This is a genomic window from Nocardiopsis valliformis DSM 45023 (assembly GCF_000340985.1).
Taxonomy (GTDB): domain Bacteria; phylum Actinomycetota; class Actinomycetes; order Streptosporangiales; family Streptosporangiaceae; genus Nocardiopsis; species Nocardiopsis exhalans.
Map to the genome: position 1 here is coordinate 154,451 of NZ_ANAZ01000012.1, position 24,630 is coordinate 179,080.

General features: G+C 71.2%; 21 protein-coding genes and 1 pseudogene. 10 read left to right on the plus strand and 12 right to left on the minus strand.

Annotated elements, in window-relative coordinates; translation table 11 throughout:
• Positions 1-4: 4 nt before the first annotated feature.
• On the minus strand, positions 5-769 hold the full coding sequence (locus D457_RS0113105; protein ID WP_017581121.1) for an ABC transporter ATP-binding protein: 765 nt from the start codon (positions 767-769) through the stop codon (positions 5-7).
• A gap of 351 nt (positions 770-1,120) precedes the next feature.
• On the opposite strand from D457_RS0113105, the gene D457_RS0113110 reads away from it, so the two are divergent.
• The 6 genes from D457_RS0113110 to D457_RS0113135 all read left to right on the plus strand — a co-directional run bounded on the left by D457_RS0113110 (position 1,121) and on the right by D457_RS0113135 (position 6,327).
• Positions 1,121-2,446 carry a sensor histidine kinase gene (locus D457_RS0113110; RefSeq protein ID WP_017581122.1) on the plus strand — a complete coding sequence of 442 codons (1,326 nt, stop codon included), beginning with the start codon at positions 1,121-1,123 and terminating at the stop codon, positions 2,444-2,446.
• Positions 2,421-3,080 (plus strand): response regulator, encoded by a 660-nt coding sequence (locus D457_RS0113115; protein WP_017581123.1) that lies wholly within the window; start codon positions 2,421-2,423, stop codon positions 3,078-3,080. The genes D457_RS0113110 and D457_RS0113115 overlap by 26 nt, the downstream gene beginning before the upstream one ends.
• 109 nt (positions 3,081-3,189) lie before the next feature.
• A complete protein-coding gene (locus tag D457_RS0113120; RefSeq protein ID WP_017581124.1) occupies positions 3,190-3,630 on the plus strand; it encodes a hypothetical protein in 441 nt (146 codons plus the stop codon).
• Positions 3,631-3,881: 251 nt separating this feature from the next.
• On the plus strand, positions 3,882-4,586 hold the full coding sequence (fabG, locus tag D457_RS0113125) for a beta-ketoacyl-ACP reductase (RefSeq protein ID WP_017581125.1): 705 nt from the start codon (positions 3,882-3,884) through the stop codon (positions 4,584-4,586).
• A gap of 58 nt (positions 4,587-4,644) precedes the next feature.
• Positions 4,645-5,409 carry an enoyl-ACP reductase FabI gene (fabI, locus tag D457_RS0113130; RefSeq protein WP_017581126.1) on the plus strand — a complete coding sequence of 255 codons (765 nt, stop codon included), beginning with the start codon at positions 4,645-4,647 and terminating at the stop codon, positions 5,407-5,409.
• A 156-nt stretch (positions 5,410-5,565) separates the two neighbouring features.
• Positions 5,566-6,327 carry an SDR family NAD(P)-dependent oxidoreductase gene (locus tag D457_RS0113135; RefSeq protein ID WP_017581127.1) on the plus strand — a complete coding sequence of 254 codons (762 nt, stop codon included), beginning with the start codon at positions 5,566-5,568 and terminating at the stop codon, positions 6,325-6,327.
• A 25-nt stretch (positions 6,328-6,352) separates the two neighbouring features.
• On the opposite strand, the gene D457_RS0113140 is transcribed toward D457_RS0113135, so the two are convergent.
• From D457_RS0113140 to fxsT, 4 genes are all read right to left on the minus strand, one after another.
• Positions 6,353-6,745, minus strand: coding sequence for a hypothetical protein (locus tag D457_RS0113140; RefSeq protein WP_026116608.1), 393 nt, complete (start codon positions 6,743-6,745; stop codon positions 6,353-6,355).
• A 102-nt stretch (positions 6,746-6,847) separates the two neighbouring features.
• Entirely contained in the window at positions 6,848-7,900 is a 1,053-nt protein-coding gene (locus D457_RS0113145) for a hypothetical protein (protein ID WP_017581129.1), read from the minus strand.
• Between the two features lie 129 nt (positions 7,901-8,029).
• A complete protein-coding gene (locus D457_RS0113150; RefSeq protein ID WP_017581130.1) occupies positions 8,030-9,157 on the minus strand; it encodes a CapA family protein in 1,128 nt (375 codons plus the stop codon).
• Between the two features lie 496 nt (positions 9,158-9,653).
• Positions 9,654-12,248 carry an FxSxx-COOH system tetratricopeptide repeat protein gene (gene fxsT / locus D457_RS0113155; RefSeq protein WP_017581131.1) on the minus strand — a complete coding sequence of 865 codons (2,595 nt, stop codon included), beginning with the start codon at positions 12,246-12,248 and terminating at the stop codon, positions 9,654-9,656.
• Positions 12,249-12,723: 475 nt separating this feature from the next.
• On the opposite strand from fxsT, the gene D457_RS0113160 reads away from it, so the two are divergent.
• From D457_RS0113160 to D457_RS0113170, 3 genes are all read left to right on the plus strand, one after another.
• Positions 12,724-14,418, plus strand: a complete 1,695-nt coding sequence (locus D457_RS0113160) for an nSTAND1 domain-containing NTPase (protein WP_026116610.1) — start codon at positions 12,724-12,726, stop codon at positions 14,416-14,418.
• A 42-nt stretch (positions 14,419-14,460) separates the two neighbouring features.
• Entirely contained in the window at positions 14,461-15,018 is a 558-nt protein-coding gene (locus D457_RS0113165; RefSeq protein ID WP_017581133.1) for a hypothetical protein, read from the plus strand.
• Between the two features lie 86 nt (positions 15,019-15,104).
• Complete coding sequence (locus D457_RS0113170) at positions 15,105-15,554, plus strand: pyridoxamine 5'-phosphate oxidase family protein (RefSeq protein WP_017581134.1); 450 nt, start codon at positions 15,105-15,107, stop codon at positions 15,552-15,554.
• A gap of 77 nt (positions 15,555-15,631) precedes the next feature.
• Here the strand turns inward: D457_RS0113170 and D457_RS32490 are convergent.
• From D457_RS32490 to D457_RS0113185, 3 genes and pseudogenes are all read right to left on the minus strand, one after another.
• Positions 15,632-16,189, minus strand: a pseudogene (locus tag D457_RS32490) (RNA ligase family protein); the annotation flags it as partial.
• Positions 16,190-16,255: 66 nt separating this feature from the next.
• Positions 16,256-17,539, minus strand: coding sequence for a DUF2786 domain-containing protein (locus D457_RS0113180; protein ID WP_051072924.1), 1,284 nt, complete (start codon positions 17,537-17,539; stop codon positions 16,256-16,258).
• A 125-nt stretch (positions 17,540-17,664) separates the two neighbouring features.
• A complete protein-coding gene (locus tag D457_RS0113185) occupies positions 17,665-18,462 on the minus strand; it encodes an SAM-dependent methyltransferase (RefSeq protein ID WP_017581137.1) in 798 nt (265 codons plus the stop codon).
• 272 nt (positions 18,463-18,734) lie between these two features.
• On the opposite strand from D457_RS0113185, the gene D457_RS0113190 reads away from it, so the two are divergent.
• The gene (locus tag D457_RS0113190; protein ID WP_017581138.1) at positions 18,735-20,312 is read left to right on the plus strand and encodes a cytochrome P450 family protein; all 1,578 of its coding nucleotides are present in this window, start codon (positions 18,735-18,737) and stop codon (positions 20,310-20,312) included.
• A 14-nt stretch (positions 20,313-20,326) separates the two neighbouring features.
• Here D457_RS0113190 and D457_RS0113195 read toward each other — a convergent pair whose 3' ends face one another.
• From D457_RS0113195 to D457_RS0113210, 4 genes are all read right to left on the minus strand, one after another.
• A complete protein-coding gene (locus D457_RS0113195; RefSeq protein WP_017581139.1) occupies positions 20,327-21,508 on the minus strand; it encodes an alpha/beta hydrolase family protein in 1,182 nt (393 codons plus the stop codon).
• A gap of 192 nt (positions 21,509-21,700) precedes the next feature.
• Positions 21,701-22,345: a LutC/YkgG family protein gene (locus D457_RS0113200; RefSeq protein ID WP_039831253.1), complete on the minus strand. Its 645-nt coding sequence runs from the start codon at positions 22,343-22,345 to the stop codon at positions 21,701-21,703.
• Positions 22,342-23,775 (minus strand): lactate utilization protein B, encoded by a 1,434-nt coding sequence (locus tag D457_RS0113205; protein WP_017581141.1) that lies wholly within the window; start codon positions 23,773-23,775, stop codon positions 22,342-22,344. The genes D457_RS0113200 and D457_RS0113205 overlap by 4 nt, the downstream gene beginning before the upstream one ends.
• Positions 23,772-24,512 carry a (Fe-S)-binding protein gene (locus D457_RS0113210; protein WP_017581142.1) on the minus strand — a complete coding sequence of 247 codons (741 nt, stop codon included), beginning with the start codon at positions 24,510-24,512 and terminating at the stop codon, positions 23,772-23,774. Before D457_RS0113210 ends, D457_RS0113205 begins: the two co-directional genes overlap by 4 nt.
• Between the last annotated feature and the right edge of the window lie 118 nt (positions 24,513-24,630).

The following is a 24,630-nucleotide window of genomic DNA, read 5'->3' on the forward strand; positions in this document are numbered from 1 at the left end:
GGGCTCAGGCCTCCAGCTTCAGCAGGTGCTCGGAGACGGTCTCGGCGGTCGGGTTGAGCACCTCGTCCACCAGGCTCCCGTCACGCAGGAACACCACGCGGTCGGCGTAGGAGGCGGCGACCGGGTCGTGGGTGACCATGACGATCGTCTGGTTCAGGTCCTTGGCCGAGTCGCGGAGGAAGGCCAGCACCTCGGCGCCCGAACGGGAGTCCAGGTTGCCGGTGGGCTCGTCGGCGTAGACCACCTCGGGCGCGTTGAGCAGGGCGCGGGCGACCGCCACGCGCTGCTGCTGACCGCCGGAGAGCTTGGCGGGCAGGTGGTCGAGCCGGTCACGCAGGCCCACGACGTCGACGATGTGGTCGAAGCGGGCCTGGTCGACCTTGCGCTTGGCGATCTGCGAGGGGAGCAGGATGTTCTGCTCGGCGGTGAGCATCGGCAGCAGGTTGAAGGACTGGAAGATGAAGCCGATGCGGTCGCGGCGCAGCAGAGTGAGGTCCCCGTCGCGCATCCCGGTGATCTGGGTGCGGCCCAGGTGGACGGTGCCGGAGGTGGGTACGTCCAGACCGGCCAGGCAGTGCATGAGGGTCGACTTGCCCGACCCGGAGGGGCCCATGATGGCGGTGAACGCGCCCCGGTGGAACTCCACGTCCACCCCGGCCAGGGCGTGCACCTGGCTGCCGCCGGTGTCGTAGATCTTGGTGAGTCCTCTCGCCACCACCACCGGCGGGGCTTGGACCGGGGCGGCGGGCTTGAATACGGACTCGGTCACGGGAGAACTCCAGAAGTCGGGTGGTGCGGGAAGCGATGGTGCCGGCGGGGCGTGTGAACCCCGGTCTCTTCGGCGTGTTCTCCACGCTAGTTGCGGGACGGCTCGCGGCACCTCAGCCCCGGGGCTGATCCTGATACCGGCCAAAGGCATGACGAGGGCGGGGTTGCGGACTCCTTCGTCAGGGCACACCCCCCACTTTCGTAGGGGGTCCCCGCGGCTGCTTCCGGTGCCCCGGCCCGCGAAACCCCTCCTGGCCTGGGGCGGTGCGGCGGGCCGACGATCGTACGGGTGCCGGGGGAGTGTCCGTCGAAGGTACGAGGCGGGCGGCGGCCCCGGCCTAGACTCGGGCGGGTGAGAACCTGGCTGAACGATCGGCTTACCGGCCTGAGGGACCTGCTCCAGCACAACGGCACGTGGTGGTGGGAGCGCCGGCTGCGCATCGCCGACTGGTTCTACGCGATCTTCACCCTGCCCTTGACCGGCCTCGGGATGCTGGCGGGGCTGGGGGCCAACCTCGGCTCCATCACCTTCCTCTTCCCGGTGGAGTCCCGTCTCCTCGAGAACCAGTGGATCATCCTGCTGTGGGGTTTCCTGGTCTTCGTGGTGCCCGGGGTCCTGGCCTCGGCGACGATGCTGTGGCGCCGTACCGCCCCCAAATGGCTCATGCTGACCGGTCTGGCACTCCTGTTCCTGTACGGGAACCCGGTCCCGCTCATGGTGGGCCTGTACTCCTACCCGGCGCACTTCAGCGAACGCAAACCCCTCGTCGGCTGGTTCGCACTGGGCTGCCTGGGGGTCGCGGTCCCCTTCAGCCCCACGGTGTTCGCCTTCGTCATGAGCGCGATCCTGTTCCTGGTGGTCCCGACCATCGCCGGACTGTGGATCGGCACCCGCCGCCAGCTCATCGACCGCCTCCAGGAACGGGCCGAACGCCTGGAGCGCGAACAGCACATGATGGCCGAGCAAGCCATCGGCGCCGAACGCACCCGCATCGCCCGCGAGATGCACGACGTGGTCGCCCACCGGGTCAGCCTGATGGTGCTGCACGCGGGCGGCCTGGAGGTGTCGGCCACCGAACCGCGCACCGTCGAGGCCGCCGGGCTCATCCGCACCACCGGACGCGAGGCCCTGGCGGAGCTGCGCGGCATCCTGGGGGTCCTGCGCGACGACGGTACGGACGCCGCGCCCACCGCGCCCCAGCCCGTCCTGGACGACCTCGAACGCCTGATCAACGAGTGGCGCGGGGCCGGGATGCGGGTCGACCGTGAGGAGACCGGTACGGTCAGGCCGCTGCCGACCGCGGTCCAGCGCACCGCCTTCCGGATCGTGCAGGAGGGTTTGACCAACGCCGCCAAACACGCCACCGGCGCCGCCGTCCAGGTGTGGCTGCACCACGGTGAGGACCGCCTGGAGGTCGAGGTGGTGAACGACCCCGTCACCGGACCGGTGCACGCCCCGCCGCGTAGCGGGTACGGCCTCACCGGGCTGCGCGAGCGCGTCGTGCTGGCCGGGGGTGAGCTCAGTGCCGGGGCGTGTCCGGACGGCGGGTGGCGGATGCGCGCTATCTTGCCGGTGGGGGAAGAGGACCCGGACGAGGTTCCCACTCCCGAACCGCACACCACCGAGGTTGAGGAAGAAGAGGGCGCCGAAGGTGATCCGCACACTCCTGGTCGATGACGAACTCCTGGTCAGGTCCGGGCTGCGAATGATCCTGGAGGCCGACCCCGACATCGAGGTGGTCGGTGAGGGCAGCGACGGGGACGAGGCCGTGCGTCTGGCCGAGGAGCTCACCCCGGACGTCGTGCTGCTGGACATCCGCATGCCCGGTACCGACGGACTGGCAGCGGCCGCCCGGCTGAGCGAACTGCCCGACGCGCCCAGGGTCGTCCTGCTCACCACCTTCGACCTGGACGAGTACGTGCACGGCGCGCTGCGCGCCGGAGCGGTCGGTTTCCTGCTCAAGGACACCCCTCCGCGCGAGCTGATCAACGCCGTGCGCACCGTGCACGAGGGGCACGCCATGCTCGCGCCCAGCGTCACCAAGCGCATGCTCGAACGCTTCGCCTCGCCCGCTCCCACTGACTCCGCGGCCGGGCGCACCGAGGCGCTGCGCCGCCTGTCGGTGCTGAGCGAGCGCGAACGCCACGTGCTGGTGGCGGTGGCCGAGGGCAAGTCCAACGCCGAGGTGGGACGGGCCCTGGGCATGCGGGAGACCACGGTGAAGGCCCACGTCAGCCGCATCCTGGCCAAGTTGGAGATGTCCAACCGGGTACAGGCCGCGATTCTCGCCCACGACGCGGGCTGGGCCTGAACGGCTCCTCCTTGTGCGATGTGCCTCTTTTGCTTGCTGTGTCCGCTGGATAGTCTCGGGGCAAGCCGTCCCCCGGCCCGAGAGCAGGGCCGCCAGAAGGGCGTACGCCATGCGACCACCGTCGGAGTGGACCGAGCGGGTGAGCCACGCAGCCGCCGCGCTGGCCCTGTTCGTGATCGGGACGGCGGCGGGCGTGGCCGCGGCCGAGACCGGGTCGCCGACCCTTTTCATCGGGTACGCCCTCGCCCTGGCCGCCGGTTTCGTCGCGCTGGGCGCGCAGGGGATCGTCTTCACCGGGGCCTTCGACTGGCGGGCGCACGACGGCGCGGCCAGTCTCAAGGCCCTCCTGCTCGCGGCGGCCGAACCCTACTCCGGACTGCGCGCCGCCCTGGGCGTCCTGGCACTGGTGGGGGCGCTCGCGCTCCTGGGCGGGCAGTGGCCCGGCTGGGTGGTGCCGCCCGTGCTGGTGCTGCTGTGGCTGGTCGTGGGCCTGCCCCTCAACGGCGGCGCCCAGAACGGTCCGGCCGGGGCCGCTGACCAGCCCGGGTGACCGGGTTCACTCCGCGTCCATCTCCGCGCTGGACCCCCGCCCCACCGGGCCCTGTCGGCCGCGTGTGATCTCCCGGAACGCACCGATCGGTCCCGTTGCGCACCTCGGTTGCGTCTACTGGCGGGTAGCTCGGTAACCTGCAAGGCGATCCGCACCCAGAACACCCACCCCTCGAGTACCCCTGAAACTGCGTACCCCTGAAACCCGAACACGTCGCGGCTGCTGAGCAGCCGCAGAGAAGAGGAGCCCCTATGTCGCGCTCGGTACTGGTCACCGGTGGCAACCGAGGGATCGGTCTGGCCATCGCCCGTGAGCTCGCGGCTGGTGGGGACAACGTGGCGGTCACCTACCGGTCCGGCGAGCCCCCGGAGGGCCTGCTCGGCGTGCGCTGCGACATCACCGACTCCGCCCAGGTCGACGCCGCCTTCAAGGAGGTCGAGGAGGCCCAGGGGCCGGTCGAGGTGCTCGTCGCCAACGCCGGTGTCACTAAGGACCAGCTCCTCGCCCTGATGAGCGAGGACGACTTCTCCTCCGTCCTGGACACCAACCTCACCGGCTCCTTCCGGGTGGCCAAGCGCGCCGTGCGCGGCATGATGCGCAAGCGCTTCGGCCGCATCGTGCTGATCTCCTCCGTCGTGGGCCTGCTCGGCTCCGGCGGCCAGGCCAACTACGCCGCCTCCAAGGCCGGGCTGGTCGGTTTCGGCCGCTCCCTGGCCCGCGAACTGGGTTCGCGCAACATCACCGTGAACGTCGTCGCCCCCGGTTTCATCGAGACCGACATGACCGCCGCCCTGCCCGAGGACCGCCAAGCGGAGATCAAGAAGAACGTCCCGCTGGGCCGCCTCGGCTCCACCGACGACATCGCCAAGACCGTCAGCTTCCTCACCGGCCCCGGCGGCGGTTACGTCACCGGCGCCGTCATCCCGGTCGACGGCGGCCTGGGCATGGGCCACTGAGCCGGCCGAAGCAATCACCCCACTCGCCCTAGCCACAGACAGGACGGACCACCCGAACATGGGAATCCTCGAAGGTAAGCGCATCCTCGTCACCGGTGTGCTCACCGACTCCTCCATCGCCTTCCACGTCGCCCGCCTCGCCCAGGAGCAGGGTGCCACGGTCGTGCTCACCGGCTACGGCCGCATGGGTCTGGTGCAGCGCATCGCCAAGCGCCTGCCCGAGACGCCCCCCGTCCTGGAGCTGGACGTCACCGACGACGAGCACCTCGCCAGCCTGGCCGAGCGGGTCGGCGAGCACGTGGACGGGCTCGACGGCATCGTCCACTCCATCGGCTTCACCCCGCAGGACGCCCTGGGCGGTAACTTCCTCAACACCGAGTGGAGCGACGTCGCCCAGGCGATGCACACCTCCACCTTCTCGCTGAAGTCGCTCACCACCTCCCTGCTGCCGCTCATGGGTAACGGTGGCTCGGTGGTCGCCATGGACTTCGACAACAGCGTCTCCTACCCCATCTACGACTGGATGGGCGTGGCCAAGTCCGCGCTGACCTCCACCGCCCGCTACCTGGCCCGTTACGTGGGGGACAAGAACGTGCGGGTCAACCTGGTCTCGGCGGGTCCGCTGAGCACCATGGCCGCCCGCAGCATCCCCGGTTTCGAGGAGCTGGCCAAGCACTGGCCCGAGCGCGCCCCGCTGGGCTGGGACGTCACCGACCCCGAGCCCGCCGCCAAAGCGGTCGTGGCCCTGTTGTCGGACTGGTTCCCGGCCACCACCGGCGAGATCGTGCACGTCGACGGCGGGTTCCACTCCACCGGAGCCTGATCCGGCTTAGGCCGACCCACCTGTGGGCGGTGTCCCCGCAGGGGAGCCGCCCACACGTGTGTCCAGGGCGCCGCTACCTCCCGGGCACCGGTACGATCTGCCCGCCGGTACCCGCGCGGGGACCGGCCGCACGTGAGAGTTCGGAAGGTGGACGCAATGGATCTGGGACTGTCGGGGGCCAAGGTCGTGGTGACCGGGGCCAGCAGGGGGATCGGCCGCGCCATCGCCCAGGTGTTCGCTGAGGAGGGCGCCGACCTCGCGATCTGCGCACGCACCCCCGAACCCCTGGCCCGGGCGGCCCGCGAGCTCTCCGAGACCGGCGCCAAGGTCTTCACCCGGGACCTGGACGTCACCGACCACACCGCGCTGCCGTCCTTCGTCGACGACGCGGCCACGGCGCTGGGCGGCCTGGACGTGCTCGTCTCCAACGTCTCCGGCGGCAGCGCGCCCACCCCCGACCAGTGGGAGCGTGGCTTCAACGCCGACCTCATGCCGTTCGTGCGCCTGGCCGAGGCGGCCAAGCCCTACCTGTTCGGCTCCGACCACGGGGGGTCGGTGGTGCTGGTCTCCACCACCTCGGCCCTGCACGTGACCCGGCCCGCGGGGGCCCGTTCCTACGGTGCGGTCAAGGCGGCGCTGAACCACCACGCGTCCTCGCTGGCCCGCGAGTGGGCGCCCGACGGCGTGCGGGTCAACACCGTCTCGCCCGGCCCCATCGAGTTCCCCGGCGGCGGCTGGGAGCGGCGCAAGGACAGCGACCCGGAGTTCTACGAGAGCATCCGCGAACGCATCCCCCACGGCCGTCTGGGCCGTCCGGAGGAGGTCGCCCGCTCGGTGGCCTTCCTGGCCAGCCCGGCCGCCACCTTCGTCACCGGCCAGAACCTGGTCGTGGACGGCGGCTTCCTCGACCGGGTCTGACCGCTCGGGGGAGCGGTGCGTCGGCTCAGGTCTCCTCGGCGGAGACGGTCCGGCCGTCCTGTGCGTAGACGACCCTGAGCTCCGTGCCGTCTCGGTGCCGCTGGGAGCGCCCCTGCGCCCCGATGGCGAAGTCGGACTCCTCCGCCACCGCGCCGGGCGGCACGTAGGTGAGGATGTCGGGGTGGTGCCCGGTCACCACCCACCCCTCCGTGGTGTCAGGGTGGATTACACCGAAGTCCCCGGCCGGGGTGCCCGCCCGGACCGGGCCGTACTCACGCAGGAGCTCGAGGGCCTGGGCGTGCAGGTCCTCCCCGGGCTCGGTCAGGACCACGCAGGTGCCGTGCTCGAACAGCACCCAGGCGGCATGCGGATTGATGAGCAGTCGACGCCAGGCATCGACGAGTGCACTGGTCTCCATGCCGTCGAGCCTGGCACGGAGGTCAGACATTCCGGGGCCGAGGGGGACACCGTGTTCACCGGTCAGTACCGCCAGTACCGCAGCTGAACTGGTCCTTTGTCATCAGTCGGACAGCCAGGGCACCGGCTGGGCCACCGGCACATCCACGCCCGCCGCGCGCAGGCGGCGGGCCACGTAGTGGTCGCCCAGCCCGGAGGCTCGGTAGCTCCCCTGATCGATCTCCTCCACCGCGTCAAGGGAGACCAGCACCTCCAGCGCCCGCCGCACGTGTTCCTCGGATACCTCCGGCACCGCTCCGGGACCGCAGGCGCGGACCAGCTCCTCGGGCGTCCGCGCCTGGCCGGACAGGAACAGTTCGGCCAGCACCAGGAACGGGACGGGGCCGGGCAGCGCGGCCATGGCGGCCAGCCCGTCAGCCCAGGCGTCGGCCGCGGCGCCGGGCAGCTCCCACGCCCAGGCGTGCGCCGCGGGGCCCGGCATCGCGTGCAGATAGGTCGTGCGCACCAGGCCCGCCGACCGGGCCACGGTGAACAGGAAGGACACCTCCTCGGGGGCGGTGTCCAGGGCCTCGGCTGCCCGGGCGGTGTCCTCCTCGCACAGGGCGTCGTGATCGCTCTCCGGGCACAGGAGCCGGTTCGGTTCCACCCAGGCGGCCAGCCGAGCGGCCCAGTGCAGGGTCGGGCAGGCCCCGGCCCGCGCGTCGAGTTCGCTCATGGGAGCGGGAACGTAGGCGGGCAGCGGGACGGGTTCCTGGTCCTCCTGGTAACCCAGGCGGTCCAGGAGAGGGCCGGCGGCCGCGGCCAGGGGGTCGGGCCCGGATTGCACCGGGCTGCCGGGGCTCAGATCGACCCGCTCGACGGCGGCGCGCAGCCGACGAGGGCTCTCCGCGGACTGCAACCTGCCGGAGAGGACCAGGTGGTCGCACCAGGCCAGCCAGGTCTCCCGGAGGCTTTCCGGAAGTTCGCCCCCTTCGCGCAGCAGGGCGGCGACCTCGTGCACGTCGTCCACGGTCCAGTCACCGGGATCGTGCGCCCCGGAATCGTGGTGGACCCCGAGGAGGAGGGCCAGGTCGTCCACCTCCAGCACGGGCGGAGGCTCGGCCTCTCTGGCCCAGTCGACACAGGCGGAAATGGCGGGCAGGAGTCGCTCAGTCATGGAGATGCCACCGAACGTGATCTGGAGGCCGAATCCGGATCAGGCTAACCCTGTTGGCTGCTCCCGCATGGGAAAACGTCGAAATCCGTCATCATCCGGCCCCGGCCCGGAGGCCGTGCCGGGGCGTTGTCACTCGATGGTGCCGAAGTCCGGATCCTCACTCACACCGAGGCCGTCGACGTGGTCCATGATGCGGTCGTGGGCGGCCTGGTAGACCTCGCGGTCGCTCTCGGGCAGGGACTCGTCGGCCAGCGCGTCGGCCAGGTTGACCAGGTGCAGCCCGGGGCTGAGCTCGACCCAGGTCGGGATGGCCTCCAACAGGCCGCTCTCCCACTCGCCCGGGGCCGTCTCGACGAACTGAACTCGGGCCATGACCCCCTCGCGGCGGGAGTCGATGGGCGGGGTCTTCTGCCCGGCGACCTGGTTGCCCATCCCGTAGACCACCCAGTCGTCCCCGATCCGCTCCATGGGCTGCACCACGTGCGCGTGGGTGCCCAGGATCAGGTCGATGTCGTCGGAGGTGACCAGGTCGGACAGTTCCCGCTGGTGCTCGTCGGTCTCGTGCGAGTACTCGGTGCCCCAGTGCATCGACAGCACCACGATCTCGGCCCCGGCCTCGCGGGCGCGTGCCGCTTCATCGAGGATCGCTGTTTCGTCGATGAGGTTGCCCATCCACTCCTTGCCCTCGGGCGGAAGGAAGCCGTTGAAACCGTAGGTGTAGGACAGGTGCGCGACCGGTACCGGTTTCCCGCCGTCGGCCGGTGCCACCTCGTAGACCTGCGGGGCGAGGGCCTCATCCTCGGTGCGGGCGCTGCCCGCGGCGCCGAGGCCGGCCGCCTCCAGACCCTCCAGGGTGCGCACGACACCGCCCTCGCCCATGTCCAGGGTGTGGTTGGAGGCGGTGGAGCAGCCGTTGTACCCGGCCGCGGCGAGCCCGTCCGCCACCTGGGGCGGGGCGCTGAACACCGGGTAGCCGGTGAAGGGACCCTCCGCCGGGGCGAGCGGGACCTCCAGGTGACACAGGGCCAGGTCGGTGCCGGTCAGGGCGGGGGAGATCCCCTCGAACATCGGTGCGAAGTCGAACTCCCCGCCTCCGTCGCGTTTGGCCTGTTCCCAGACCGAGCTGTGCACGAGGATGTCGCCCGCGCCCAGGATGCTCAGGGTCCGGGGCAGTAGTTCTTCCCCTTCGGCCTCCTCGCCGGGGGCTGCGCCCACGGCGGTGTGCTCGGGCTCGGGAACGTTGCAGGAGGTGGCCACCAGGGTCAGTGCGGTGATCGCGGCCAGGGCGGGTCCGGGAGGACGGCGGTGCTGGTTCGCGGCCCTACGGCCAGGGTAGGAATGGTGCCGCTTTTCCCCGGGATTGCTGAGCGCACGGTGCCGCGGGGTGAGAATGCGGAAAGGAAGTGACGGAATCGTGAGTGGTGTACGTCGAAACAAGGTCCGGCTACCTCTCTCGGGGCAGGGAACATCGCCGTTCCGCCGGCCGAAACGGTCACTTCCTCGACGGATGTGCCGTTTGGGTCTCGTGGGACGGGAAGAATTCCCGGTGCTGGCCGACACGCCCTGCCCCCTGGGGGAGCAGGTCTTCGGGTCAGCCCTTCCGCGCCGTCGCGCGGGGCTTCAATACCCGTGAGTGAGGTTTGTGGATGTCCAAGGGGAGTGCAGAGTTCGGTAAATGCGGGAATGCGTTCGGATTTCGCGCCCGTTGGTCAGGAGTGGCGATTCCACTCCTCGCGGCGGTGTCGCACCCGGCTCAGAGCAGGGGCGGGTCGAAGTCAGCGACCAGCCTGCGGCCCTCGGCCATGGCTCCGGCGAACGGGTGCTCCCGGCCCAGCGTGCGCAGGTAGCCGTTGAAGGTGCGCTCGGCCAGTTCCTCGGCCTCCTCGGTCTCCTGCTCGCCGCGCAGGTCCAGGACCAGGTTGGCGGCGCAGGCCAGGGTGCTCGGGTGCTCCTCGCCCAGCAGGGCACGGTAGCGGCGCAGGGTGCCGCGGCCCAGTCGGATGGCGTTCTTGCCCTCGCCGAGGGCGGCCAGATCGCCGACCAGGTTGGTGGCGGCCGCCAGTGTGTAGTGGTGGTTGCGGCCGAGTCGGGCCTCCAGCGCGGTCAGCGCCGACTCGTTCATCGAACGGGAACGCTCGGGATCGCCGGTCAACCGGTACAACAGGGCCACGTTGCTCGTGCAGCCGTGCTTGTAGGGGTGGTCGGTTCCGTAGGCCTGGGTGTAGCGCATGTCGGTGTCTTCGGCCAGTTCCAGGGCACCGGCCAGCTCACCGGTCATCCGCCACAGGTTGGCCAGGCACATCGCCGCGGCCAGGGTGCTCGGGTGGTTGATGCCGTGCAGGCTCAGGCAGCGCGCGTGGGCGTCCTGGCCGAGTTCGAGCGCCTCATCCAACTGTCCGGACAGCCGTCGGGCGATCGCCAGGTCCACTTGGGCGCGCAGTGTTCGGGGGTCCTCCATCCCCAACTGCCCGCGGCCGTAGGCGAGAGCGTCCTCGCCCAGGTCACAGGCCTCGGTGTAGTCCCCGATCAGCCGGACGGCCTGGGCCAGCCCGGTCCAGAACCACAGCAGTGTGGGCGATCCGCCGGTGGGGGCGCTGCGTTTGAACATCATGTAGGCGCGCTCGTGCCTGCTCCGGGCCTCGGCGAAGTCACTGGTGAGCGCGTAGCCAAGGGCCAGGTTGTTCATGGCGAGCAGGGTGGCGGGGTCGCTCGGACCGAAGACCTCCTGGTGCTGGCGCAGCACCTCCTCGTCGTGCTCGCGCGCCTGCCAGAAGTCACCCCGGGCCCGGTAGTCGGCGCCCAGCCCGGAGAGTACCGACAGCGTCTCCGGGTGCGCGTGGCCCAGCGTGCGCCGCATCCGGGGCAGGATGGCCCGGTTGAGGTCGTGGGCCTCGACGTAGCGCCCCAGGTCACGGAGCCGGTTCGCGTACTGGGCCTGGGCCTCCAGTACGAACGGGTCGTCCCCGCCCGAGACCGCGGACCACTGCTCGATGAGGTCGCGGGCGTGGCGGCTGGCGGTCTCGTAGTTGCCGGACACGTACAGGAACCTCAGCATGTCGAGCGCGAAGCGCCGCACCTCGGGCAGGTCGGACTCGGCCACCCTGGCCGGACGCATGTGGGAGAGCAGTTCGAAGTAGCGCGTCTGGGCGGGGGCGTCGGTGAAGTTCGCCGGGGCCGCCGCGCTGAGCAACGACCACACCTCGAGCCGGATCTCCTGCTGGGTCCGCTCATCCAGCTCCTCGCGCAGCAACGCCTGGACCAGCCGGTGCACCTGAAGGGTGCGATTGGCCCCGTCGAGTCGGATCAGGGCGTAGCGGCCCAGCTGGCCGATGGCCTTGCTGAGCCGGATCGGGTCGGCCAGGAGTTCTGCCATCTCCGGGCGGATGCGGCCGTTCTCCACCGGGAAGAACAGATCGCGGGGGATCGGCTCCGGGCCGAAGAAGGCGCAGCAGCGCAGCAGTTCCATCGCCTCGGGCAGGTTCTCGTTGAGCTTCTCCACGGACAGCTGCCAGGCCGCGGTCATCGGTTTGGGGTACTCCGGCGGTTTGCCCTCGCGCAGCAGCAGACCGGTGCGCTCGGCCAGTAGGCGCAGGTACTCCTGGGTGGACATGCCCGTCTCGGCCTGGAGGGCGCCGGCCTGTTCCAGGGCCAGGGGGAGGTGTCCCAGGGCCTCGGACAAGTCGACGGCCTCCTCGGCGGTGATGCCCCGGGGGATGCGCTTGCTGAGGAACTCCACGCTCTCCCGCTCGCTGAACACGTTGACCGGGATGGTCTCGGCCACTCCCGCCCACCGGTGGTTGCGGGTGGTGATCAGTACGTGTCCGGGCCCCTGCGGGATGACGTCGGTGAGTTCTTCGGGTTCGTCGGCGTTGTCGAAGACGAGCAGCCAGCGCGAGTACGGCTCGCCCCTGCGCAGGGCCTCCAGCACCCCGTTGGCGGCGTCCTCGACCCCGGTCACCGCCGGGCCGGGCAGACCCAGGTGCGGTGCCAGATGGGCCAGGGCGGAGTGCACCAGCCCCGGCTGGTCGGCGAGGACCCACCAGACCAGGTCGTACTCGCCGCGGTAACGGTGTGCGTACTCCACGGCCATCAGGGTCTTGCCGACGCCCCCGTAGCCCTGGAGCGTGTGGGGCACGATCGGGTCGGCCTGGGCATGCGGCACCACAGCGGTGACCTGGTTGAGCAGGCCCGCGTGCAGTGCGCGGATCTGTTCGTCGCGTCCGGTGAAGTTCTTGTGGCGTGGGGGGACCCTTCCCCACACCTCCGGGTACCTGCCCGCGGCCGTTTCGGCCCCCTCCGGGAATCGGTTCTCGCCCTGACCGGGAAGGTTCCCTTTGGTAACCGTCACGCGATGTCCTCCGGTTTCACATAGGCCCCATCAGAAATTCTGGTAATCAGCGGCCTTAAAGTCCCTGGTGTTGTGTTGTATCAGCGGATGTCGCTCTGAGTGGTCGTGTGACTAATCAGCGTAGGCGAAGATGTTGGAGAGGGACAGGTGCGTGGTGGAAACTTCCTACGACAAACCGAAAAGCGTATCCGTGAAAAGGCAGCCCTCGCTGTCCTTGCCTGACCGATTGTCGAGGATCGGGCAAAAGGCCTGAACACGGAGGGAAGCTGAAGGGGGAAGTTCGATCCCGCCGCTACGGCGGTGCTGGTGGGCGCGGGTCAGATACCGCCGAGCGGTCGTGCGGGCGCGCCGAAGGTACAGCGAGAAGGACACAGAAATGTCGCCGGGTCTCGAAAGGGGCCCTGTTTCATGGCACCATGGACAGCGCTGTTTCGAGCCAGGACAGTCCCCATTCTCGCTGGCCGGGAGCTGCTTCATGATACGAGCCGCCGTCGGGCGCGCGCCCGGACCTTTCGTCGGGGCGCGGCCTTTCCTCGCCCAGGATCGAGATTTCTTTCTCGGCCGTGGGGCGGAAACCGAGGAACTCGTGCGTTCCTGGTCCCGGTACCGGCTCACCGTGCTCCACGGCGACAACGGGGTAGGCAAGACCTCCCTGGTCAACGCCGGGGCCTTCCCCGCCCTCACCGATCGCGGCAGCGCCGTCCTGCCCCCGGGCGAGCTCTGCTTCGACCCGGCCTTCCCCGCCGCGGTCCTGCCCGGCCAGAACCCCTACACCCGAGCCCTGCTGGCGCTGTGGAGCCCGTCGGAGTTCCCCACCCGCACCCCGGGGACCTCGATCACCGACTTCCTGCGCACCCACGAGAGCACCGACCGGCAGGGCCTGCCCCGCCCGGTCTTCGCCGCCCTGGACCAGACCGAACTCCTCCTGCGCCGCTCGACCGCGCCCGAGCAGCCGCGCAAGGACTTCCTGGACGAGCTCTTCACCGCCCTGGAGCACCGAACCGAGCTGCGCCTGCTGCTGACCGTGCGCACCGAACACCTCGACGAACTCCGCCGCCTGGTGGAGAAACGCGAGGTCGAGCACGCCGAGGTCGGACTGGTCCCGTTCGGCCCCGGCACCGCCGCCGACGTGGTCGCGCGCTGCCTGGGTCTGGTCGGTTCACGCCTGGCCCCCACTGAGCCCGGGCGCCTGGTCGAGGAGGCCCGCACGGTCCGCGACCCGCGCGGGCGCCACCCCGCCCGCTCAGACACGGTCGACCCGTCCCTGCTCCAGTTCCTGGGGCTGGCCCTGTGGGAGGGGGCAGCCGGGTCCGGCACCACCCTGGTTCCGGACTCTGGCACCGAGGTCGACCACGCCCTCACCGAACGCCTGGCCGCGGTCCTGGAGGAGGTGGCCGCCGAGCACCTCGTACCGCCTGACGTCCCGCACGCCTGGCTGCGCAGGGTGGTGGTCGCGGGGGAGAAGGGCGTGGGCCGCCCGGCCTGTGAGGACACCGGCAGTGCGCTCACCCCCGGTGTCGTGCACGCTCTGGAGGACCGCCACCTGGTCACCCCCAACCGGGACGGATCCGCCTATCTGTTACGTCACCCGCGGCTGGCCCGACCCCTGATGGCGCTGGCCCTGGCGCCCTACGCGCGGGGGTTGTCCCCGTGGACCGAGCGGGACCGGCTGGACATCGCCCGCGCCGCCCACACTCGGGGACAGGCGGAGCTGGCCGCCCAACATGCGCGGCGGGCGCTGAGCGCCGAACCCGTTCCGGGGCCGAGGACGCGCGCGCTGCTCACCGCGCTCCTGGGCGACCTCGCCTTCGAACGGGGCGACCACGCGGCCGCGGCCGGGCACTACGCGGACGCTGCACGGGAGCGGGAGTCGGTCGGTGACGGGGCCGCGGTCTCCCGGCTGCTGGTCGCCGAAGCGCGCAACCGTCTGCTGTCGGGGGAGCGTGCGGCGGGTCTGACCCGGCTGGGCGCGGCGGAGCAACGGGTGCACGCCGACCCGAGCCTGCGCACCGGGATCGGTCAGGTGCTCTGGCTGGCGGGGCAGGCTCAGTCGGCCTTGGACGTGCTGGAGGGGGCCATGGTGGGCGGCGGCGGGATCACCGAGGCGCGGCGCACCCGGGGGGAGATCCGTGCCGAACAGCGTGGGTCGGCCGGTCAGGGGAGGGCCTGAGACAGGGGATGAAGGGAGTACCCGAGAAGGGAGTACCCGACTTTGGACACCACCGTCCTGGTGGCACTGATCACCGGTCTGATCACCGCGGTCAGCACGTTGGGGGCGACGGCGCTGACCGCCTACCGGAACGCGAAGGTCGAGCGCTGGCGGGCCGAGCACACCCTGGTGCGGGAACGGGAACGGCGCGAGTACGAGCGGGACCGGACCCGGGCCCGGGAGGTACGCGACCGTCTCGAAGCGGTGCGCGGCAGTGTGCTGCGGCTCGACCTCAGCATGCGCTACATCGCCCAGATCCGTGCGCACGGGCCGCCCAAACAGGGCGGCAACGACCTGCCTGAGCAGGTGCGTCAGGCCCGCACCCACCTCTATGAGGCGGTGATCGCGGTGGAACGGATGCGCGATGTCCTGCCCCCGGACCGCCAGGACCGGGTCGACGACCTGCGCGACGCGGTGGACCAGGTGTTCCACCACGTCCAGGCGCGGACGGGACGGAGCGTCGAGCCGGTGCACCGCAAGCTCATGACGGGTCTTCGGGCCCTGGCGGCGGGTGTTCCCGCCGAGGGGGCCGCGGTCGAGTCCGGTGCGGAAGGCGACTGATCGACCTGCTCCGTGTTCTCCCGGTTGACCTCAACCGCGGTTGAGGTCGCATCATCGCAGGGGACCAAACCGAACCGAGGAGAGCCGTGCCCGAGCCCGACAGCGTTCCCACCGCCCTGCCCGCACCCGAACACCTGCGCCGGCGCCTGGCCGACGACCGCAACGTCTGGTTGTGCACCCTGCGCGCCGACGGCTCGCCCCACGTGGTCCCGGTGTGGTTCGTCCACCTGCGCGAACGCTGGTGGATCGGGGTCTCCACCGCCTCGGTCAAGGCCCGCAACGCCCTCCGGGACCCCCGGGTGTCCCTGGCGCTGGAGGACGGTGACGCGCCTGTCGTCGCCCAGGGGCTGGTGACCGTGCACGACCGCTTCCCCGGCGACGTGCTCGCCGCCTTCCGCGACCGCTACGACTGGGATCCACGCACCCCCTACGGTGCGGATCCCCGCCGGTCCCTGCTGGAAGTCGGCGTCACCCGCTGGCTGATGGCCGGGACCGCACCCGACACCGTCCCGAACCAGGAGGGGCTGGAGTCCTAGCCGGTCACGGTCCGGGACAGGCGGTGGGCCTCGGTGGGGTCGGGGCACTCCCAGCGACGCACCAGCCGCTCCACCGCAGCGGCCGGTACCGGCGCCCGCCGCCACCTGGGAGTCCGACAGGTGGAGGTCCCCACCAGGTCGGTGAGTTCCCTGATCGAGGCCAGCGGACCCTCATGCAGCACGGGCACCGACACCACGGGTGTCCCGGCCAGCAGTTCCCGCCTGCGCGCGGTGGACAGGAACACCCCGTCCCGGGTGTCCAAGACGTCGAACTCGCAGAAGTAGTGCGGCAGCGCGTCGTAGAACACCGTGTGCCTGGCGTACAGCCACTCGCCGTAGAGCACGTACCGCTCACCCAGCCGCGGCCACAGGCTCGGCGCGACCGCCGCGGCCCAGGCCTTGAACGGCGCGAACTGCCGCTCCCGGGGACCACCGGTCAGGTAGTGCCCCCGGCTCTGCAGCCGCAGCTTCCCATCGGGCCCGAAACTGATCCCGGCGTTGGCGCCGTCCAGTTTCTCCTCCACGACCAGGTGCCTCCTGGCCAGCCGTTCGAACGGCGCGGCCGACAGGTCGTGGTCACCGGGCTGCAGCCGCGATCCGCGGATGTGCCGGGTGCGGGGATACTTGCGAAGCATGTGTCGGTTCTACACAGCTCGCGCACGCCGCGGCCACTGGTTTTCCCGAACTCGGGGCGCCGGGCCTCAGGTCAGCCGGGCACGGGTGGTGCCCAGGGACGCGGCGTCGGCCGCCGCGCGGCCCTCATACCAGCCCTCGGAACTGGAAGGGCCGCGGACCCGGGACGTGGTCAGGGCGCCGAACGCCTCGTCCACGGCGGCCTCCACCGCCTTCTCCCGGGCGGCGAACACCGGCACCAGGTCCGTGCCGGTCTCGGCGGTGACCGCCTCCTCGGCGGAGCGTGCCGATGCGTTCAGCCGTTCACCGACCCGCACCGCGAACGCGGACATGAATGAGGACCGGAAGTCCTTGCGCGCCCCGCGCCCGGACCGGTCCCGCTTCGCACCGCTCACCCGCATCGCCGCCTCGGCCTGCACCAGCAGGGACGTGTACAGCAGATCCACCGCCTCCACGTCACCGGGGAAACCCATCACGGTGCTCAGGCCCAGCTCCCGGTGCCACACGGCCCGGCAGTGGTTGGCCTCGGCGACCTCGTTGAGCAGTACCGCCCGGTGCTCGTCGTAGGGGGAGTCCACCGGGAGCCGACGGGCTGCGGCGGCCTCGGGCTCCTCGGGATCCTGCTCCAGCAGGGCGAGGTCGATGCTGTGCCGCGCCATCATCTCCTGAGCGCGGGCGGTCAGCGCCTCGGCCTCCTGCGGGAACTCGGTGGACTCGGCCTTGGCCAGCAGCGCGCGCACGCGCTGCAGGCGTCCCCGGTCCACCGGCGCGGCGCTGCGTCCGCCCGGCCGGAAGGTGCCGGGCGGCGGACCCAGCCGTCGCATCGGCGGTAGCACGCGCAGCAGTGCCAGCAGCCGGAGCACCACCTCGACCGCCTCGAACCTCAGCAGTCCGTGCTCGCCGCTCAGCCGGGTCAGGTGTGCCTCGGCCGCGGCCGGGCCGCTCACGCCCAGGGAGCGCACCTGCTCGGTCCAGCGCGGGTCCACCGAGGCCGCGGAGTGTCGCTCCAGGTCGGCGGTGACGGCGTCCGCGCACACGGCCGCGGCCAGCGGACCGGACTCACGGGTCACGTGCCGGACGGTCTCCACAGGCTGCCAGCCGCGCGCCCACGCGTCGGCCACCGAGAACAGCAGGGTGTCGAAGAGCGCACGCCCCGCCGCCCCGGCCCAGGCGGGGTCCTCCACATCGGCCAGCCGGGCCGCGGCCAGGTCCACACCGCCGCCCTCCTGCCCGCGCACGAGAGCGTCGACGGCGCCGGTGACCACCTCCACGGGAGTGTCCGATGGGCCGGGTCCGGCCCATTCGGCTGTCGCCGTCCGCGCGTCGCCGCGTCTGCGGCTTTTCCTGCTCACGGTGGTTCTCCCCGGTCGAAAGCTGTTGGGCCCGCAGGCTTGGTGAGCCCCTGTGGAGCCGACTGGCCATCCTACCGGCCGGTCACTCTTGGCCCCGAACCGGGAAGAGCCGATGTCCGCACAGGTCAGGGCTTACGTGCCACACCGCCGTACTGGGCGGCCTCGCGGATGTCACCGACCTCGGAGGACTCCGGGCGCCAGAACGGGAGGGAGACCACACCGGGCTCCAGCAGCTCCAGTCCCTCGAAGTAGGCCTCGACCTGTTTCGGGCTGCGCAGGTGGATGGGCAGCGCCGCGTTCTCGTTCCAGGCCACGGCCGCGTCGATGATCTGCTGACTGGTGTCGGTGCTGTCGTTCAGGGCCAGGAAGCTGCCGGAGGGCAGGGCTTCCATGTAGGTGCGCACTAGGGCGTAGATGCTCTCATCGACCGGGTAGTGCACGAGCGTGCCCATGAAGGTCAGCGCGATCGGCTGGGTGAAGTCCAGGTGTTCGCGGGCCTGGGCCAGCAGGGGTTCGGGGTTCAGGAGATCGGCGTCGATGTAGTGGGTACTGCCTTCGGGCGTGCTGGTCAGCAGAGCGCGGGCGTGGGTGAGCACCATCGGGTCGTTGTCGACGTAGACCACCTTGGCGTCCGGGGCGGCGGCCTGGGCGACCTCGTGGGTGTTGTTGGCGGTGGGAAGTCCGGTGCCGATGTCCAGGAACTGCCTGATGCCCTCCTCCTTTGCCAGGTGGGTGACCGACCGGATGATGAACTGGCGGTCGGCGCGGGCGATGTCGGCGATCTCGGGGAAGGCCTGTTCGATCTGTTCGCCCAGCTCACGGTCGACCGGGTAGTGGTCCTTGCCACCGAGCCAGTAGTTCCACACCCGGGCGGAGTGGGGGACGGTCGTGTCCAGCGGGGTGGAGGGGGTGGTGTCCGTCATGGGGGCCTTCCGGCTCGGCGTCGCATCCTGGAATCAGCGGAAGTATCCACCTTGCCGGAATGCCCGGGCAAGCGGGATCCCTTCGCCCACAGGGGTTTTCGTGTTCTGGTTCGGGTGCTTTTCGTGCACTGTGCCGTCTTGGCCCGTCTTGACCTGTGGTGGAACCCGGTGCCCGACACCGAAAGGTGCGCCTTTCCTCACGGAAGCACTCCGGAAACATCGGGGACATAGCGTCGCCCCAACCGGGCAACGTACCAACTTACGGAGTCTCCATGAGCCAGGGAACCGGGTCCACCGGCAGCAGCGACGCCGCCATTGGCGGATCGGAGGGAGCTGAGCGCTGTCCCTTCACCGGGGAGGGGACGCTGCCCCTGCACCGGGGGCCGGACCGGGGGGAGGCTTCCGCCGCGGAACTGCCCTGGGAGCAGCTGCGCTCACAGTACGGCGGGCTGGTCCCGGTGGAGATCACCCCCGGGGTGCCCGGCTGGCTGCTGCTCGGATACAAGGAGAACCTCCAGGTCCTGCGGGACCAGACCTACTTCTCCGCCGACCCGCGCCCCTGGAGCCCCAGCGGAGTTCCGCCCGCCCGCAGCGGGGCGCTCAACCGCGACGGCGACGAACACCAGCGGCTGCGCCTGCCCATCGTGGACGCGCTGGCCTCGGTCGGGACCCCGCAGCTGGTCCCGGCGGTGGAGCGCGCGGCGGTGCACCTGATCGGCCTGGTCGAGTCGGCGGGCTCGGCCGACCTCATCGGTGACTACGCCGCCCCGCTGCCCGCGCTCATCCTCAACGAGCTCTTCGGCCTGCCCGACTCCTACGGGCACCTCCTGGCCGACCTCACCGCCCGGCTGTGGAGCGGTGACCCGGCCCGAGCCGAACCCGCCGCCCTGGCCGTGCGCTCCTACTTCGAGGGATTGGTCGCCCGTAAACGCGCCGAACCGGGACAGGACATCACCAGCCTGATTCTGGAGCACCCGCACGGCCTCACCGACGACGAGGCGGTCGAGGCGCTGTCCCTGCTGTGGGAGACCGGGCACGAGCCCACCACTCACCTCATCGGCAACGCCCTGCTCAAGCTGCTCGAAGACCCGAACGTGTGGACCGCCTACCTGGGCGGTACGCTCACCCCGGAGGACTTCGTCGACTACGTCATGTGGACGGACTCTCCGATCCGCATGCTCGCCGGGCGCTACTCGACCATGGACATCAGGTTCGCCGGGGCCCGGATCCGCCAGGGCGAGCCGCTGCTCTTCGGGTTCGCCTCCGCGCACACCGACCCCTCGGTGTCCCGGGGCGCCGACGACGCCATAGCCCTGGCCGGAAACCGCTCCCATCTCTCCTGGGGCGCCGGGGCCCACCGCTGCCCGGCCACCGCCTTCACCCGGGAGCTGGTGCGCACCGCCATCGACACCGTCGTGGACCGGATGCGCGGCATGGTGATGGCGGTCGAATCCGCCGATCTGCGCTGGCGCGCCTCGCTGAGCGTGCACGGCCTGGAGGAGCTGCCGGTGTGGTTCACCCCGACCGGGGAGCGCGACCAGCGCGGGGAGCGGCCCGAGGAGTCCAGGCCCGAACCCGTGGTCACGCGCTGGGTCCGCCGCAGGAAGCGCAAGCCCGCCGGTCAGGGCGCCCGCTACCAGGCTCCGCTGCCCAGGGGTGGCCAGCCCGAGGACGGCGCGGCCAAGAACGGGACGCCCGCACCGGCTGCTCCCGCGCGGACCGCCAAACCCAGGCCGCGCCGGGCCGCGCCCCGGGGGACCGGGGCGCGCTACCAGGCGCCCTTCGCCGAGGAGACGCACACCCCCGATCCCCTGGAACAGCTCCTGCACACCTGGCGCCCGCGGGGGTGACCCCGGAAGCCTCACTACGCCTCGGGGTCCACCACGACCAGCTCGGGGTGGACACCCTCCGGGTCGTCCAGGAGTGGCTGCTCACCGCCGCGCAGGTGGTGGTCGAAGTAGGCGGTGGCGTAGGCGCGCACCAGGTCCAGGCCGTGCTCGACCGGAAGGTCGCCGAACTGCGCCCGCCACTGCTCCGGGGTCAGGGTGCCCCGCAGCCCGAACTGCTCCATGAGCACCCCGCGGTCCACGGCGTTGGAATGCCCGGAGCCGGTGACCTCGATCCACTGGCGCCAGCCGGTCAGGCCCGCCCAGCGCTCGCCCCAGCCCTCCCATGGCTGGCCCTGGCCGTTGGCGAGCAGCGCCAGGGGCTTGTCGGTCTCGCCTTCCAGCTGCGCCGGGTAGTAGGGACCGTCCAGATTCAGCCCGGCGTACACGCGGTCCTCGGTGAGCAGGGCCTGCGCGGTCGCGGCCCCGCCCCAGGAGTGCCCGGCCATCCCGGCCCGCTCGGTGTCGAGGAGGTCGGACCACCGCCAGGTCTCACCCCGCTCCAGTTCGTCCAGGAGGAAGGTGACGTCGTCGGCCCGGTTGACGGCGCCGTCCTCCCACCGCTGGGTTTCGCAGGCCCCGCACCGCTCCACGAGCCCGTCGGGGAACTCCACTGCCGCGGCCTCGTGGCGGTGGTCGACCCCGGCCACCGCGAAGCCGTGGCTGGCTAGCTCCTCGGCGAACGCGGACGTCCAGGTCCGGGACATTCCCGCGCCGGGGGAGAACACCACCAGCGGCAGGCCACCGTCGGCGCGCAGGGGAGGCACGTCGGCGACGGCGTTGGTGCGCACCCGGGTCAGGGTGTCGGCGGGCAGGTGGTCGTACCCCTCCTGGGCCAGGACCGCCTCGGACTCGGCCTCGGTCAGGTAGGGGGCCGCACGTCCGGCGTCGGTCCGGGCCGGGTACCAGAGGGTCACCATGAGCTCCCGGTCGCCGCCGAACCAGATGTCCTCGCGGTCGGTGTCCACCAGGTGCAGCTCGGTGGTGCCCACGGGGGAGGGGCCGGTGGGCTCGGGCAGCGCCGCCGCCGGGGGGACAGCGATGCTCTCGGCGGCCGCGGCGGGCTGGGCGGCGACCGTGCAACCGGCCACGACGGTGACCGCCGCCGTGGCCAGCGCCGTGATCAGCACCGGGGGAGTGGGACGAGCCGGGTGGCGCATCGGGGAGCCTTCCTGCCGTGGTCGGTCTGCGTTCCCCTCAAACGCTAGGAACCGGGCCCGGTCCGCACGAGGGTGTGCGCCGTAGACACCGCTGAGCGCAGACCGGAACCCGCACGGTGGGGCAGGCCGCACCCGGCCCCACCTCACCTGTACGTTTGCCCGGATCGCACCGCCAGTGCGCCTTCCACGACCTCACTCGGCGGACTGCACGATGAGCACCTCCAGGGTGCGCGGCCCGTGCACGCCCTCCACCCGGTTGAGTTCGATGTCGCTGGTGGCCGAAGGTCCACTGATCCACGTGAGGGGGCGCTCCGGGGCCAGCAGTCGCACGGCCTGGGGCACCCCGTCCACCACCTGCTCGGCGCGCACCACGCACAGGTGGTAGTCGGGGACCAGGGTGACCGCCCGGCGGCCCTGGTCCGGGCCGGCGTCCAGCACGATGGTGCCCGTCTCGGCCACCGCCACCGCGCACCCGGTCACCACCCCATCGCAGCCGTCCAGCTCGGCCACCGACAGCGGAGCCCCCGGGGCGTCGACGATCCGCCGCGCGGACACCGAGGCGAACCATTCCTCGGGAACCCCCTCGGGGACCGCCACCCGCTCCGCCCCGTGCCGCTCCAGCGCGGCCGCGATCCGCCCCGGCAGCTCGGCCGCCGAGACCCTTTCCACCAGCGCCTTGTAGTCCAGCAACCGGTCCACCAGCACGTCCAGGGTGGGGCCCTCGGCGTGGCTGTCGGCGTAGTCGCGCTCCAGCGCACGCTCTACCGGTTCGTCGGCGGGCACGTCCGCCAGCGCCTCCCGCACCCGGGCCAGCACCCTTTCCCGTGATCCGCTCAACGGTCCTCCTCCTGCTGGTCGCGCTTGTTCCACCACTGCCGGAACGACTGCCCCGGCAGGTCCGGGAGGTCCCGGGTGTCCGTCCACTTCCCGGCCATCCCCGGCAGGTGCCGCGGAAGGTTCCCGCCCACCACCCCGGCCGCGCGCTGCACCGCGTCCAGTGCCTTGGCCGAGCCGAACACCGCGTCGGCACCGGCCATCACTGCCTTCTCGCCCGTGTGCCCCGGACCCTGCGCCACCTGTTCGCGCAGGTGCACCAGGACCTCGGGGATGTCGATGGCCACCGGGCAGACGTCGTAGCAGGCCCCGCAGAGCGAGGACGCGTACGGCAGCGCCTTGTCGACCTCCGAGGACATGCCCTGGAGCTGCGGGGTGAGGATCGCGCCGATCGGACCCGGGTAGACCGAACCGTAGGCGTGGCCGCCGGTGCGCTCGTAGACCGGGCAGATGTTCAGACAGGCCGAGCAGCGGATGCAGCGCAGGGCTTGGCGCCCCACGGTGTCGGCGAGCACGTCGGTGCGCCCGTTGTCGAGCAGCACCAGGTGGAAGTTCTGCGGGCCGTCGCCCGGGGTCACCCCGGTCCAGGTGGAGGTGTAGGGGTTCATCCGCTCACCCGTGGAGGAGCGGGGCAGTAGCTGCATGAACACCTCGAGGTCGGACCACGTGGGCACGATCTTCTCGATGCCCACCACCGAGATCAGCGTTTCGGGCAGGGTCAGGCACATGCGCCCGTTGCCCTCGGACTCCAGCACCACCAGCGTTCCGGAGTCGGCCACCGCGAAGTTGGCCCCCGAGACCGCCACCTTGGCGCGCAGGAACAGTTCGCGCAGGTGGACGCGGGCGGCCTCGGCCAGTGCCTTGGGATCGTCGGTGAGCCCGGGCGGGGCGGGCACCCCCCACTCGGCCATCTGCTTCAGGAAGATCTCCCGGATCTGCGCGCGGCCCAGGTGGATGGCGGGCACCAGGATGTGGGAGGGCAGGTCCTCGCCCAGCTGCACGATCAGCTCGGCCAGGTCGGTCTCGTAGGCGGTGATCCCGGCGGCCTCCAGGGCGTTGTTCAGCTCGATCTCCTGGGTGGCCATCGACTTGACCTTGACCACCTCGCGCTCGCCGGTCTCGCGCACCAGGCGGGTGACGATCGCGTTGGCCTCGGCTGCGTCGGCGGCCCAGTGGACGGTCCCGCCCGCCCGCTGGACCGACTCCTCCAACTGCTCCAGGTAGTGGTCCAGGTGGCGCAGGGTGTGCGTCTTGACCCGCTCGCCCTCCGAACGCAGCCGCTGCCAGTCCTCGCCCAGTTCTCCGACGACCGCGTCGCGTTTGCCGCGGATGGTGTGGGTGGCCTTGTGCAGGTTCTGCCGGGTGCGGGAGTCGCCGACCGCCGCGCGGGCGGCCTCGGGAAAGGGCGGAAGGCCCAGGAACGTGGCGCTCATACGTGCGCGTACTCCTTCTCGGTACTGGCCAGGATCTCGGCGATGTGCGCGATGCGCATGCCGGAGCGCTGACGGGACAGGGTGCCGCCGATGTGCATCAGGCAGGAGTTGTCCACCGCGCACAGGACCTCGGCGCCGGTCCCGACCGCGTGCCGGGCCTTGTCGAAGCCCATCGCCGCGGAGACGTCGCCGTTCTTGACCGAGAACGTGCCGCCGAACCCGCAGCACTCGGCGGCGCCGGGCAGTTCGAGCAGCTCCAGGCCGCGGACCGCGCGCAGCAGTCGGTAGGGGCGGTCGCCCAGGCCGAGGAACCGCAGGCCGTGGCAGGTGGGGTGGTAGACGACCTTGTGCGGGAAGTAGGCGCCCACGTCGGTCACCTCCAGCACGTCCACGAGGAACTCGGTGAGGTCGTACACGCGCGGTCCCAGTTGGGCCATCTTGTGGGAGAGCCTGCTCCCGCTCCCGCCCAGCTTGGGGTAGTTGTCGCGGACCATCGCGGCGCAGGACGCCGAGGGGACCACGACCGCGTCGGCGTTGCCGAAGGTCTTGGCGAAGCGCACCGCGAGCTTGGCCGCGGGGCGCCGGTAGCCGGTGTTGTAGTGCATCTGCCCGCAGCAGGTCTGGTCGGGGGGAAAGACCACCTCGTGCCCGAGCCGTTCCAGGAGGCGCACCACCGCGCGTCCGGTGTCGGGGAAGAGCGTGTCGTTGACACAGGTGATGAACAGCGCGATCCGCATGGGCCTCCTTCGCGACCCGGCCGGTCTGCGCTCAGTCCAATGGAGCCCAGCCGGGATCAAGTGGTCCGACCACTTTTGCATGATCATCGAGAAGGAGGCAAGGGGGCATGAGTGGAAG

Excerpts from the sequence above, each read along its gene's own strand:
- D457_RS0113210 (WP_017581142.1), bottom strand. The coding sequence starts at position 24,512 with ATGCGGATCGCGCTGTTCATCACCTGTGTCAACGACACGCTCTTCCCC.
- D457_RS0113185 (WP_017581137.1), bottom strand. The coding sequence starts at position 18,462 with ATGACGGACACCACCCCCTCCACCCCGCTGGACACGACCGTCCCCCAC.
- D457_RS0113140 (WP_026116608.1), bottom strand. The coding sequence starts at position 6,745 with ATGGAGACCAGTGCACTCGTCGATGCCTGGCGTCGACTGCTCATCAAT.
- fabG (WP_017581125.1), top strand. The coding sequence starts at position 3,882 with ATGTCGCGCTCGGTACTGGTCACCGGTGGCAACCGAGGGATCGGTCTG.
- D457_RS0113135 (WP_017581127.1), top strand. The coding sequence starts at position 5,566 with ATGGATCTGGGACTGTCGGGGGCCAAGGTCGTGGTGACCGGGGCCAGC.
- D457_RS0113160 (WP_026116610.1), top strand. The coding sequence starts at position 12,724 with ATGATACGAGCCGCCGTCGGGCGCGCGCCCGGACCTTTCGTCGGGGCG.
- D457_RS0113145 (WP_017581129.1), bottom strand. The coding sequence starts at position 7,900 with ATGACTGAGCGACTCCTGCCCGCCATTTCCGCCTGTGTCGACTGGGCC.
- D457_RS0113190 (WP_017581138.1), top strand. The coding sequence starts at position 18,735 with ATGAGCCAGGGAACCGGGTCCACCGGCAGCAGCGACGCCGCCATTGGC.
- D457_RS0113120 (WP_017581124.1), top strand. The coding sequence starts at position 3,190 with ATGCGACCACCGTCGGAGTGGACCGAGCGGGTGAGCCACGCAGCCGCC.
- D457_RS0113205 (WP_017581141.1), bottom strand. The coding sequence starts at position 23,775 with ATGAGCGCCACGTTCCTGGGCCTTCCGCCCTTTCCCGAGGCCGCCCGC.
- fabI (WP_017581126.1), top strand. The coding sequence starts at position 4,645 with ATGGGAATCCTCGAAGGTAAGCGCATCCTCGTCACCGGTGTGCTCACC.
- D457_RS0113195 (WP_017581139.1), bottom strand. The coding sequence starts at position 21,508 with ATGCGCCACCCGGCTCGTCCCACTCCCCCGGTGCTGATCACGGCGCTG.